This window comes from Longimicrobium terrae (genome assembly GCF_014202995.1).
GTDB lineage: Bacteria > Gemmatimonadota > Gemmatimonadetes > Longimicrobiales > Longimicrobiaceae > Longimicrobium > Longimicrobium terrae.
Window position 1 is genome coordinate 270,656 of the sequence record NZ_JACHIA010000005.1, and the last position, 12,100, is coordinate 282,755.

Sequence of the window (12,100 nt, forward strand, 5' to 3'; positions counted from 1 at the left end):
GAGATGGGTGGATGGAAGAAGCTGGGATCAGCAGAATCGGAATCTCCTGGTACAAGCGCGAGCAGTACGGCGCGATCCGGGCGTTGATGACGGACGGCGGCAACCTGCCGGTGACGTACGATGCGTGGTTGCAGGCCGCCGAAACGCTGCTTGCCCGCACGCGCGGACGCGGCATGCGCGCCGTAATCGATGCGGACGAGTTTCGCGCGTGGTGCAAGGCGCGGCGCATTCGCCCCAACGGCGACGCGCGCAGGCTGTGGGCGAACAAGGTCGTCGCCGAAGCCGCGGGGTCTGCGGGAGCCGCGGCCGAGTAGGGTTGTTGATGGGTGATGGCGGGACGAGAGCGAGGGGCGGCCGGTGCCTCCCCTCGTCTTTCTTCATCAAAATCGCCTGATGGGATATCCTGACGGTGGAATCGTGTACTCCGGATAACCCGGCGCGGCCGCGGGCAGCCCTCTCCCCCCGGCCCCCTCTCCCGCAAGCGGGAGAGGGGGAGACCTCAGCGCGGCGGCAGACGGCGGCACCGGCGACGCGGTTTTGTGCTGTTGAAGCCCCGAACCGGACGCGCCAGCGGCCGGTGTCGGGGGTCCCCGCTTCCGGAGCGGCGGATTCATTCGTTCCACGGCATTCGCCCACGCGCCGATCTCAGCTGCCCGCACCAAACCATCCGCCCCGCCCCAACCCTCCCCCAGTCTTTTTTGGGGGAGGGTGGGCTGGTGGTGCCGGCCCGGGTGGGGGCCGCCCGTGAACTCGCCGCAAACACCGGCAACCATCCCGCACCCAACCGCAGAAACGCAAACCGCCCCCGTCCGGCGTGGACGGGGGCGGTTTGATCGATCGACCGCGTGCCGATCAGCGGATCAGCGGATCAGCGATCAGCGGTTGCGCGAGCTTTCCACCCGCAGCGTGTAGTCGCCCGTCTGGCCGCTCTGGTACGAGTTGGCGCGGATCACGTACTCGCCGTCGGCGGGAAGCGTCACTTCCAGCAGGGTGTCGGTGCCCTCACCGCCGTCATCCATCTTGGCGACCTCCTCGAACTCGCCGTTCACCATCCGCCCGATGGTCACAAAGGTGTCGAACGCCTCGGACGCCATGGTGATCTTGATCTGTTCGCCGGCGCGCCCGGCGTACGTCCATGCATCGTAGAACGAGCCGTCGGACTCCAGCGCCATGTCGTCGTCTTCCAGCGTGCCCGTGGCCGTGACGCCCGCGCGCACCGGCTGCGGCGTGTGCACCACCGCCTGGCGCTCTTCCATCGACACGATGTAGTCGCCGGTGCCGTCTTCGCCGTACGCGCTGGCGCGGATCACGTAGTCGCCGTCGGCGGGAATCACGAAGCGCAGGCGGGAGTTGGTGCCTTCACCCGCGCCGTCGTCGTCCGTGGCCAGCGACGTGAAGGCGCCGTTCTCCATCCGCCCCAGGTCCAGGTACGTGTCGAAGTCCTCCGCCTCCATCTTCACGGTGACGCGCTGTCCGGCGCGGCCGCGGAAGGTGTAGGTGTCGTACGGGCGCTCGGACTCGTCGTCGATCTCGTCCGTTTCGCTGATCTGCCCGGTGGCGCGCTGGCCCAGCGTCAGCGGCAGCACCGTGGCGTTGGAGGCGGGGGCCGGGTTGAGCGCCAGGGTGTAGCTGCCGGCGCCGTCTTCCGGAAGCGACTGCGCGATCAGCAGGTACGAGCCGCTTTCCGGCGCGGTGAAGCGCACGCGCGAGTTGGTGTCGCCGCCCCCGTCGTCGTCGCTCTTCACCGTTTCCATCACCGGACCGATCATGCGCGCGACGGTCAGATAGGTGTCGAAGTCGCCGGACTCCATGGTGGCGACCAGACGCTGCCCCTTGGCCGCGTCAAAGCGGTAGGCGCGAAACGGCCCGCGCTCCAGCGCGCTGGGGTTGCTGCCGCTGAGCGAGCCCTGCAGCCGCTGCCCCACGCCGATGCGGCCGCCCTCGGCCGGGCCGGTCGCCATGCCGCCGGGCGCGCACGCCGCCGTCGCGCAGATCACTGCCAGTGCCGCCGCCCCGCGCTTGATGGTGCTCATGTGTGTTCCTGAAAGGAAAAAGGAGAGGTGCGCAGGGCGCACCTTCAGCGACGGGACCGTGCCACCAGCACGTACGCCCCGGTTTCACCCTCGCTCAGCGCATTGACGCGAATGGTGAAGGTCCCCGTGCGGGGAAGAGTCACCACCAGCCGCGCGTCCTGGTCCTGCCCGCCGTCGTCATTGCTGTCGATTTCTTCGAACGACTCCCCGGTCCCCGTTCCCAGGTACAGGTACGAGTCGAAGTCGTCCGACGACAGGTCCACTGTCACCTGATCGCCCGCGCGCCCGTCCCAGGCGTAGTCGCGGTAGTGCGAGCCGTCTTCCATCGTGGGATGCGCGGCGGTGAGCTCCCCGCTGGCGGGGGTGCCGGGCCGCAGCGTTTCCACCGGGAAGTCCGCGAGGACGCCATCAGCCCCGCCGTCCGGCATGGCAATGGTGTCCTCCATCTCGACATCTTCCGATTCCAATTCCGGCTCGGCGACGTCGCCCTCCTCCACGCGCACGGTGTAGGCGCCGAGCCCGGCGTCAAAGGCGAAGACGGCCACCTGGTAGACGCCGGTTTCGGGAAAGGTGTAGACGGCCTGCGAGTTGGTTCCCTCGCCGCGATCGTCGTTCCCCCCCAGCTCCTCCCACGCTTGGTCCACCGGCTGCCCGATGGAAACCTGCGTGTCGAAGTCGCTGGATTCCACGCTGACGGTCACGGTCTGCCCCGCGGTGCCGCGCAGCGTGTAGCGGTCTTCCGGCCCGTTGGCGGCGGCGAAGTCGTTGTCGTCCAGCGTGCCGGACACCCGCCGGCCCACCGCGAGCGGCGTGGTGGACGGATCGCGCCACGCGCGGGTGACGAGCTGGTACGCGCCCCTCTGCCCGGCTTCCAGCGCGGAGGCGCGCAGCAGGGAGCGGCCGGCGCGGTCCAGCGTCACCAGGATGTACGAGTTGGTTCCGGTGCCCGCGTCGTCGTTGCTTTCCGTGGGGGTCCACTCGCCCTGCGCCGGGCCCGCGTGCAGCATGGTGTCAAACTGCTCCGACGTCATCCGCACGATCACGCGCTCGCCGGGGCGCCCCTGCAGCAGCCACGCGTCGTACGACTGTCCGTCCTCCATGCGCGGGTCGGCGGACGACAGGCTTCCCGCGGTGTTCTGGCCCACGCGCAGCGGCTCCTGCGCGTGCAGCGGCGCGGCCAGCGCGGTGCCGGCGAGGAGAAGAAAAGACGTGATGCGGACCATGCGAAGGCTTCCCGTGCGTCTGATGCGGATCATGCGGGCGCGCGTCGCCCGCCGGACGCGGAGGGTATGTAGCAGAATGAGAGCCAGCGCGTAATCTACGCCCCCGACGTGGACGCGAAAGCGGTCGCCCCTGCCGGTCCACGATCTTCGGGGCCCTGCTACCTGTTTCTGTTCCAGCAAGTTCCCGCTCTGCGCGCGGGCGAGCCATGCGGGCCAAACCGCAGGGCCGGGCGATCCATCCGGAGGCGGGCGGGCGGCATACGCAGCGGGTGCGGAGGCCCGCGGTCCGGCCGCTGTTCATCCACCGGGATCGCTGTAGATTGATGTCGCTGAACCGCCGTCGTGGAAAGCACTTCCCGCCACGGCGGATGCATCCGTTCCGATTCTGACCGACCTTTCGCGGCCGCCGCTTCCGGCCGCCGCGCGTACCGCAATCCGATGAACGTTTCCGAAGTCCGCCCGGCCGGCCGATGGACTCCCCGGCGCATCGCCGGGTTTCCGCTGTTCGCGGCGCTGCTCTGGCTCATCGGCGCCGGCCTGGTCGCGCCGCTGCTCATCCACCTGCTGGGCGCGAACTCCGTCCTCACACCCGTGCTGGCGGACTGGCGCGCGCACCTGCGCGACGGCGTCCTGATCCTGGGTGTGCTCGCCATCACCGTTCCCGCGGTGGCGGCATTGGGTCCGGAGCGCATCGGGCGGTGGCTGCAGCCGGCCACGGCGGAGGCGCTGGCGGCTATCCGCGTGTGGATCTCGCTCATCCTCCTGGCCAGCGTGGCGTGGGAAGACCTGCCGAGCAGCGCCGCGCTCCCCCGCGGCATGCTGAAGATGAACGGCCAGTGGCTGGTGGAGCTGCTGCACGGCCTGCCCATCGGCTTCGACGCGTTCCTGGCGAGCGAGCCGTCGCTGCGCGTGTTCGAGTGGGCGACGGCCGTGCTGCTGGTGGCGGCAATGGCGGGAGTGTGGTCACGATGGACGGTGCCCGCGGCGGCGGTGGCGTACATGCTGTTCGCCAGCATTCTGCGCAGCTACGCATGGGGCTACCACACCGGCGTCATTCCGCTGTACTGCCTTCTTCTGCTGTCGTTTACGCCCTGCGCGGACGCTTGGTCGGCGGACCGCTGGCTGCGCGCGCGCCGCGGCCTGCCGGTGGAGCCCGCGCGAGTGCCGCGGCTGCGCTACGCCATCGGCCGGTACCTGGTGTGGATGGCCATTGCGCTCCCGTACACGCTCGCCGCGCTCAGCAAGCTGCGGAAGGGCGGGTTCATGTGGTGGCGCGGCGACTACATGGAGCAGCGGTTGATGGCGGGGGTGCTGGAGCCCATGCACTTCGACTTTCAGGTCGTCTTCTACATGATCCGCCTGCCGCTGTGGATCTTTGGCGTGCTGGGCTTTGTGGCGCTCATGGGCGAGCTGACCTTTGTGCTCGTTCTCGTAAACCGCGCCGCGCGGCTGGTGCTGCCGGTGGTGATGGCGGGAATGCACGTCGGCATCCTGCTGCTGCAGAACATTCTGTTTCCCGACCTGATCGCCATTCAGGCCGTGTTCTACGACTGGACGCCGGTGCGCGACCGGGTCGCGGCATGGGCGGGAAAGGCGCGGGTGGCGGCGTCGATGGCGATGGACGGGGCGCTGGACGCCGGCCGGCCGGTGATGCGGCAGGCGCGGCTGGCGCAGGCGTTTCTGCTGATCGCCGTGGGGTGCTGGGCCACGCGGACGGAGCGCTTTCCGTTCACGGCGATGCAGATGTTCAGCGGCGTGCACCGGCGCGAGCCCGTGGAGTACGTGCGTCCGATGGTGGTGTACGAGGATGGGAAGCGCGAGCCAGCGAAATTCGAGAACTGGATCGGCGCGGTGGCGGATTCGCGCTACCGCTGGCTGCTGCGCTCGTGGGACACGGACACGGCGCGCATCACGCGGCTGCGCGAGTTTCTGGACGTGGCGGCCGAGCGCGCCGACCGGCACGCCGCGCCCGGGCGGCGCGTGCGCGAGTTCCACATGGAGGTGCGCCGTTGGGACTACGCGCACAACCCGCGCGATCCGGAGCGCGGGCGCCTGCTGTACGAGGTGCGCCACGTTCCGCGCCGCCCGGGCCAGGGCCGCGCCGTCGCCGCCGCGCCGCGGTAGCGCCTCTCCACCGCACGGACGCCTGAGATGCGCTGACGAACCGTTCTTTCGGATGATGATCGGGCGGAGCGGACCTCCACGTGATCGCCCGTCCTCCGCGAGGGTGTGTGACCCGGCGTGGAGCGCGGGGCCGATCAGATGCTGGGCGTGGCGGCTTCGATGGTGATGCGGTACGCGCCCGTCTTGTGCGGGTCCAGCGAATTGGCGCGCACGACGATCCTCCCCGCGTCGGGAAGCGTAAGGACCAGGCGGCTGTCCGTTCCGCCCGCGCCGTTATCATCGCCTGCCGTCTGCCGCCACAGCGCGCCCGCGCCGGAGCCCGCGGCCAGAAAGGCGTCGAACTCCGTGGAGCGCATCACCAGCGTCACCCGCTCGCCCGGCCTGCCGCGGACCTCGTACTCGTCGTAATACGATTCATCTTCCGCCTGCGGGTCGCTCTCCTCCAGCCGCCCGCGGGTCTCCTCGCCGCGGTTGAGCACCACCGGCGCGGGATGGGCCTGCGGCGGCGGGGAGACGGAGAGGCCGCACCCTCCCAGCGCCGCGGTGAGCGCCAGGACGGCGGGGCGGGGCAAAAGCCTGCAATCAGCGGAGTTCATCGGTCCGGTGCGCGTGCGGTTGATCGTCAGATCGCGGATCAGGTGGCCGGGAGCACGGAGCGGGCCGGAGCCGCCGCATCCGCCCGCAGCCACGCGCGCCCGGCGATCACCGCCACGCACGCCCACGCCAGCAGCGCCCCCGCCGCGACCACCATCCCCGGCGACGGCTCCAGCACGGGGCGGCCCGCCACCGTCTGCCACGCGATCCCCGCGCACGCCGCCAGCCACGCCAACCCCGCAGCGTGCACCAGCCCGCGTGTGCGCGCCCCATCCATTCCCGCCCAGGTGAGCAGGATGGCGACTACGGGAAGCGCCTGCAGCCCGTGAAAGCCGATGGCGTGAAGCGGAAGGATGCTTCCCTCGCCCACTCGCGATCCGGCGACCGTGCTCATCCACAGCCCGGACGCGAAGGCGGCGCCAAAGGTGGCCACGGCGGCGTAGCGGAGGGAAAGGAGGAGCGCGCCGTCCGCGCCGTCCATCCGGCGCCGCAGGATCTTCCACGCCTGCACCGCGAAGAGCACGATCAGCCCCACCGCGGTCAGAAAGAAGACGCCGCCCAGAATCTGGTCCGCCACCGCGCCCGCCCGGGTAAAGCGCGGATCCAGCCCGCGCGCGATCTGCACGTTCTCCAGCGCGAACGCGTACGCCACCAGCACCACGTTGGCGGTGCGCCACGCCATCAGCCCGCGGGCGCTGAAGCGGGCGAGCGGGAGAAACAGGATCAGCGTCAGCAGGTAGATGCCGACCGCGATGTCGAACGTCATCGCCTTCTGCAGATGGCCTTCCGGGGCGACGAACTCGCCCCCGCGCACCACGATCGCCGCCGCGCATCCCATCCCAAGAACGATCCCGAGCAGGGCCAGCGCGGTGAGCACCCGCTCGCGGCGGTACAGCGCCATCGCCCGCGACACCGCCAGACGCGCGGCGGTCACGACGCCGTCCCGCGCGCTGATGCGATCGACCGTCGGCGTGGTCTCCGCGGGTTCCGCGTGCGCGGTGCGGCGGCTTCGGCTCAGGCCGCGCAGGGCCAGGTACGCCAGCAGCCCCACCGGCCCGAACATCAGTGTCGTGAACAGAACGACGGACTGCACGGGGAGCGGCAGCCAGCGTTCGCGCATGTTGTCACGGTAGATCCACAGCGCCACGGCCTGATCGAACGCCAGGATGTGGATCCACGCGACCAATGCCACGTCCGGCATGGCCAGCAGGCGCAGCACGCCCTCCGCGTTGCCGAAGTCGCGCATCATCCCCGGCCCCAGACGCGCGAACAGCGGAACGATGCCGGCCAGGTAGATGATGGAAAGGAAGATGGGGAAGACGGCGCGCTCCGCGATCCACCGCGTGACGCGAAAAGTGGGGAGCAGGATGAGCAGCAGCCAGCCGATCATCGCCACGCCGGCGATGCTGAACAGAGTCATGTACATCGGGGCGAACTCCGGGGAGGCGGGGGAACAGCCGACTGCATGGGAACGTCGGAACGGGCGCCCGTGTTTCGGCGGAGGGAAAAGAGGACCTCACGCAGAGCAGCAGAGGCGCAGAGAAAAGATGGAAGAAGACGATCAACCGTCTTGTCTGTTCTCTCTGCTGCTCTGCTGCTCTGCGTGATGCTCTTTTTTTTGCGGGGGCGGCACCGGAACAAAATCGCGGATGCCGCACCAGGGCGGCATCCGCGATTTCGTTCATCCGATGGCGATGGCCGCGCTCAGGCGACCATCATCATCGGTTCTTCCAGATACTGCTTCAGCGTCTGCAGGAACGCCGCGCCGGTCGCGCCGTCGATCACCCGGTGGTCGCAGCTCAGCGTCATGCGCATGCGCTGGCGGACGACCATCTCCCCGCTGTCATCCACCACCACCTTGGGCCCGATGGCGCCCACGGCCAGGATGGCGGCCTCCGGCGGGTTGATGATGGCGGTGAACTCCTCGATGCCGAACATCCCCAGGTTGCTGATGCTGAACGTGCTGCCCGTGAACTCCTCGGGCTTCAGCTTCTTTTCCCGGGCGCGTCCGGCGAGTTCCTTGACCTCGGCCGAGATCTCGCCCACACCCTTGCGGTCCGCGTCGCGAATGACGGGCGTAATGAGCCCTTCCTCGATCGCCACGGCCACGCCGATGTGCACCTGCTCGTACAGGTGGATGGAATCGCCCGTCCACGCCGCGTTCACGAACGGGTGGCGGCGCAGCGCCATCGACACGGCCTTGATGACCAGGTCGTTGGGGCTGGTCTTGATGCCTTCCTTGGCGAAGCGCTCGTTGATGCGCCCGCGCAGCGCCATCGCCTCGCCCATGTCCACCTCGACCGTGAGGTAGAAGGTGGGCACCGGGCCGATGGACTGCGCCAGCCGCCGCGCGATCGCCTTGCGCATCTGGCTGATGGGGTGCTCGCGGAAGCGCGCGTCCGTCGTGGGCGCCACCGCCGCGGCCGCCGGCTGCGCGGCAGCCTGGGCCGGCGCGGAGGCCTGCGCCTCTGCCTGCTGCCCGCCGCGCGCGACGGCGTCCTGAATGTCGCGCCGGATCACGCGGCCGCCGGGGCCGGTGCCCTGCACGGCGCCCACCTGCAGCCCCGCCTCGGCCGCCAGCCTGCGGGCCAGCGGCGACGCCTTGACGCGTCCGCCCTCGCCCTGCGCGGCTTCCGCCGGAGCGGGCGCCGCGGCGGCGGCCGGAGCCGCTGCCTGTGCGGGCTCGGCCTTGGGCGCTTCCGCCGCCGGAGCCGCCGTTTCCGCCTTGGGAACCTCGGCCTTGGGTGCTTCCGCCGCGGGGGCCGGGGCGGAGGTGCCGCCGCCTTCCAGCGCGGAGATGTCCTCGTCGGCCTTGGCCACGATGGCGATCATCACGCCCACGTTGGCCGTGTCGCCCTCGTTGATGAAGCGCTTGCGCAGCACGCCGGATCCGCGGGCCGCCAGCTCCATGGTGGCCTTGTCGGTTTCCACCTCGGCCAGGACGTCGCCCTCCTTTACCTCGTCGCCCTCGGCCTTGAGCCAGGTGACCAGGCGCCCTTCCTCCATCGTGGGGGAAAGGGCCTCCATGTAGACTTTCGTCGCCATCGTCTGCTTCGGTTCGAAAGTGCGTGAGTGCGGCGTGCGTGAGTGCGTACGTGCGAAACCCTTCCGCACTCACGCACCCGGCACTGACGCACTATCGGTAAAGGACCTGGTTCAGCTTCTGAATCACCAGCTCAACGCTGGGCTTGGCGGCCTTTTCCATCGCCTTGGCGTACGGCATGGGCACGTCCGCCTGGGTGACGCGAAGGATGGGCGCGTCCAGCATGTCGAACGCTTCTTCCTGGATCATCGCGGCGATCGTCGCCGTGATGCCGCCGAACGCCCAGCCCTCTTCCACCAGCACCACGCGGTTGGTCTTGGCGACCGTGCGCATGATGGCGTCGGTGTCCAGCGGGCGCAGCGAGCGCAGGTCCAGCACCTCCACGCTCACGCCGTCCTTTTCCATCTGCGCGGCGGCCTGCAGCGCGGTGTGGATCATCTTGCCGTGCGTGATGATGCTGACGTCGCTTCCCTCGCGCTTGAGGTCGGCCACGCCAAGGGGGATGATGTAGTCGTCATCCTCCGGAACCTCGCCCTTGAGGTTGTACAGCATCTCGCCCTCGAAGACGCACACCGGGTCGTCGTCGCGGATGGCGGCCTTGAGCAGTCCCTTGGCGTCCGCCGGGGTGCCGGGGACCACCACCTTGACGCCCGGATAGTGCGCCACCTGCGACTCCAGCGCCTGCGAGTGCTGCGCCGCCAGTTGCAGCGCCGCGCCCGTGGGGCCGCGGAAGGTGATGGGCATCTTGAACTGGCCGCCGCTCATCGAACGCATCTTGGCGGCGGAGTTGAAGATCTGGTCAAACGCCAGGATGGCGAAGTTCCAGGTCATGAACTCGATGACGGGGCGAATGCCCGTCATGGCCGCGCCCACGCCCAGGCCGGCAAAGCCCAGCTCGGTAATGGGCGTGTCCACCACGCGCATGTCGCCGAACTTTTCCAGCAGCCCCTTGGAAACCTTGTAGGCGCCGTTGTACACGCCGACCTCTTCGCCCATCAGAAAGACGTCGGGATCGCGCTCCATCTCCTCGGCGAGAGCCTGGTTGAGCGCTTCGCGATAGGTGATCACCGCCATATCAGCGTTCCCTCATGTCGAAGTACAGACGGCCGTTGACGTTCTCTTCGGCGTAGATCTCGGTGTACAGCTCGCTCACTTCGGGCTCCGGCGACTTTTCGGCGAAGTCGGCGGCCTCTTCGGACACCCGCTTCACTTCTTCATCCATCTTTTCCAGCTCTTCCTGGCTCAGGATGTTCTGCCTGGCCAGCAGGTCGGCGAAGATGCGGATGGGGTCGTTGGCCTTTTCGTTCTCCACGTCTTCCTTGGTGCGGTACACGCCGCTCACCGGGTCGGACATGGAGTGGCCCACGAAGCGGTACGTGCGCGCCTCGATGAGCGTGGGGCCGCCGCCGCTGCGGGCGCGCTCGACGGCTTCCTTCGTGACGCGGTACATGTCCAGCACGTCCATGCCGTCGGCGACGGCGGACGGCATCGCGTACGCCGTGGCCTTCTGGTAGATGTCGTAGAGAGACGACGCGCGCTCCCACGCCGTCCCCATGCCGAAGCGGTTGTTTTCGACGATGAGGATCATGGGAATCTTCCACAGCGCCGCCATGTTCAGCGACTCGTGGAAGGCGCCCTGGTTTACCGCGGCCTCGCCGCAGTACACCTGGATGACGCGGTCTTCCTTGCGGTACTTGATCTTCCACGCTACGCCCAGCGCCAGCGGAATCTGGCCGCCCACGATGCCGTGGCCGCCCAGGTAGTTGTGCTCGGCGCTGAACATGTGCATGGAGCCGCCCTTGCCCTTGCTGCAGCCGTCCGCGCGGCCGTACAGCTCGGCCATGATGGCGCCGGGGGTGATGCCGCACTGCAGCGCGTGCACGTGCTCGCGGTAGGCGGTCATCACGTAGTCGTCGGGCGTCTGCGCGCTGATGGCGCCGATGGCGACCGCTTCCTGCCCGATGTACAGGTGGCAGAAGCCGCCGATGCGGCCCAGGGCGTAGGCTTCGGCCACCTTTTCCTCCAGGCGCCGGGCCAGCAGCATGTCGTACATCATTTTCTTGAGCTGATCGGGGCTCAGCCCCTGCATCCGCTCCTCGTCCGACAGGCGGGGCTTGTGCTCCGTCTGCGACGCGCGGTCGAGCTCGCCGCCCGCTTCCGCCGCCGCTTCCGGCGACCGGTCTTCCGCCTGGACGGTTTCCGTCACGGCGGCCGAGGTGTCCTTCTTCTTGTCGTCTGCCATCAGTCCGTTATCTCTGTAGCGGTGATCGGGCACCCCGTGCCGCCATTTGTTCCGAGCCGGAACATTCTCCCCGTACTCCCTCCAAGGCGCGACGGAGAGTTCCCCGCCGGCGCCGTCCCGCATTTGCTGCCCTTCTCAGCGGGCGCGTCCTGCTGCAACCCCTGAACCACGCTCATCCGCCGGGCGCGATTCCGCCCCTCATGACCTTCGTTGGCCGGCGGATCACTCCGCCGGCGCTTCTTCCTGTTCCGCCGCCCCAAGCCGCAGTCCGGCGTAGATTCGCGCCAAGCTCAGCGTGGCGTTCAGCGACTCGATGCGGATCTCCGAATCCCGTCCCTCGGTCTCGCTGAATCGCCAGAAGCGCGAGTCCTGCCGGGTGTACTGTTCCACCCGGGGCCGATCCTGCGAAACCAGCAGATACTCACGCAGGCTCGGGATCCGGCGGTAGTTCTCCCACTTGGTCACGTGATCATAGTTCGCCGTCGTGGGCGACAGCACCTCGATCAGAACCACCGGATTCAGCATCATCTCAATGCCGCGAAGCCGTTCGTACTCCGGCTCGCCGCAGAACACGATGACATCCGGCACAAACTTGTTGTCCGCTACTCCCGCCGCCACAAGCGTATCGCGCAGAATCTCGCATCCGGAGTTCTCCAACTGCCGGTCCAGCGAGGAGGTGATACGCTGGGCGATGCGCCCGTGAAGGATGGACGCGCCGCTCATGGCCACGATCTGCCCGTCGACGAACTCCAGCCGCTGCTCGCTGGCTTCGGCGGCCGCGATGAAGTCGTCCAGCGTTACCGTCGCGTTCTTCGGATTCGTGGCCATGACCGCTCCCTCC

Annotated in this window: 10 protein-coding genes; 2 read left to right on the forward strand and 8 right to left on the reverse strand. The window is 68.8% G+C overall.

Going from position 1 to position 12,100, the window contains the following annotated elements; translation table 11 throughout:
- Window positions 1–11 precede the first annotated feature (11 nt).
- Window positions 12–314 (forward strand): hypothetical protein, encoded by a 303-nt coding sequence (locus tag HNQ61_RS11290; protein WP_170034561.1) that lies wholly within the window; start codon window positions 12–14, stop codon window positions 312–314.
- 561 nt (window positions 315–875) lie between these two features.
- On the opposite strand, the gene HNQ61_RS11295 is transcribed toward HNQ61_RS11290, so the two are convergent.
- Window positions 876–2,033, reverse strand: a complete 1,158-nt coding sequence (locus HNQ61_RS11295; protein ID WP_170034563.1) for a PPC domain-containing protein — start codon at window positions 2,031–2,033, stop codon at window positions 876–878.
- Window positions 2,034–2,077: 44 nt separating this feature from the next.
- Entirely contained in the window at window positions 2,078–3,289 is a 1,212-nt protein-coding gene (locus HNQ61_RS11300) for a PPC domain-containing protein (protein ID WP_170034565.1), read from the reverse strand.
- Between the two features lie 405 nt (window positions 3,290–3,694).
- Here HNQ61_RS11300 and HNQ61_RS11305 point away from each other — a divergent pair, with 405 nt between their 5' ends.
- Entirely contained in the window at window positions 3,695–5,380 is a 1,686-nt protein-coding gene (locus HNQ61_RS11305) for a hypothetical protein (RefSeq protein WP_170034567.1), read from the forward strand.
- Window positions 5,381–5,514: 134 nt separating this feature from the next.
- Here the strand turns inward: HNQ61_RS11305 and HNQ61_RS11310 are convergent, their stop codons facing one another.
- The 6 genes from HNQ61_RS11310 to HNQ61_RS11335 form a co-directional block, all read right to left on the reverse strand.
- Complete coding sequence (locus HNQ61_RS11310) at window positions 5,515–5,976, reverse strand: hypothetical protein (protein ID WP_170034569.1); 462 nt, start codon at window positions 5,974–5,976, stop codon at window positions 5,515–5,517.
- Between the two features lie 38 nt (window positions 5,977–6,014).
- Window positions 6,015–7,400, reverse strand: a complete 1,386-nt coding sequence (locus HNQ61_RS11315; RefSeq protein WP_183685648.1) for an ABA4-like family protein — start codon at window positions 7,398–7,400, stop codon at window positions 6,015–6,017.
- A 278-nt stretch (window positions 7,401–7,678) separates the two neighbouring features.
- The gene (locus HNQ61_RS11320) at window positions 7,679–9,019 is read right to left on the reverse strand and encodes a pyruvate dehydrogenase complex dihydrolipoamide acetyltransferase (protein WP_170034571.1); all 1,341 of its coding nucleotides are present in this window, start codon (window positions 9,017–9,019) and stop codon (window positions 7,679–7,681) included.
- A 91-nt stretch (window positions 9,020–9,110) separates the two neighbouring features.
- The gene (locus HNQ61_RS11325) at window positions 9,111–10,091 is read right to left on the reverse strand and encodes a pyruvate dehydrogenase complex E1 component subunit beta (protein WP_170034573.1); all 981 of its coding nucleotides are present in this window, start codon (window positions 10,089–10,091) and stop codon (window positions 9,111–9,113) included.
- Window position 10,092: 1 nt separating this feature from the next.
- The gene (pdhA, locus tag HNQ61_RS11330; RefSeq protein WP_205761473.1) at window positions 10,093–11,259 is read right to left on the reverse strand and encodes a pyruvate dehydrogenase (acetyl-transferring) E1 component subunit alpha; all 1,167 of its coding nucleotides are present in this window, start codon (window positions 11,257–11,259) and stop codon (window positions 10,093–10,095) included.
- A 222-nt stretch (window positions 11,260–11,481) separates the two neighbouring features.
- Window positions 11,482–12,087 (reverse strand): Uma2 family endonuclease, encoded by a 606-nt coding sequence (locus HNQ61_RS11335; protein ID WP_170034575.1) that lies wholly within the window; start codon window positions 12,085–12,087, stop codon window positions 11,482–11,484.
- Window positions 12,088–12,100 lie beyond the last annotated feature (13 nt).

Excerpts from the sequence above, each read along its gene's own strand:
- HNQ61_RS11290 (WP_170034561.1), top strand. The coding sequence starts at position 12 with ATGGAAGAAGCTGGGATCAGCAGAATCGGAATCTCCTGGTACAAGCGC.
- HNQ61_RS11295 (WP_170034563.1), bottom strand. The coding sequence starts at position 2,033 with ATGAGCACCATCAAGCGCGGGGCGGCGGCACTGGCAGTGATCTGCGCG.
- HNQ61_RS11300 (WP_170034565.1), bottom strand. The coding sequence starts at position 3,289 with ATGATCCGCATCAGACGCACGGGAAGCCTTCGCATGGTCCGCATCACG.
- HNQ61_RS11305 (WP_170034567.1), top strand. The coding sequence starts at position 3,695 with ATGAACGTTTCCGAAGTCCGCCCGGCCGGCCGATGGACTCCCCGGCGC.
- HNQ61_RS11310 (WP_170034569.1), bottom strand. The coding sequence starts at position 5,976 with ATGAACTCCGCTGATTGCAGGCTTTTGCCCCGCCCCGCCGTCCTGGCG.
- HNQ61_RS11315 (WP_183685648.1), bottom strand. The coding sequence starts at position 7,400 with ATGTACATGACTCTGTTCAGCATCGCCGGCGTGGCGATGATCGGCTGG.
- HNQ61_RS11320 (WP_170034571.1), bottom strand. The coding sequence starts at position 9,019 with ATGGCGACGAAAGTCTACATGGAGGCCCTTTCCCCCACGATGGAGGAA.
- HNQ61_RS11325 (WP_170034573.1), bottom strand. The coding sequence starts at position 10,091 with ATGGCGGTGATCACCTATCGCGAAGCGCTCAACCAGGCTCTCGCCGAG.
- pdhA (WP_205761473.1), bottom strand. The coding sequence starts at position 11,259 with ATGGCAGACGACAAGAAGAAGGACACCTCGGCCGCCGTGACGGAAACC.
- HNQ61_RS11335 (WP_170034575.1), bottom strand. The coding sequence starts at position 12,087 with ATGGCCACGAATCCGAAGAACGCGACGGTAACGCTGGACGACTTCATC.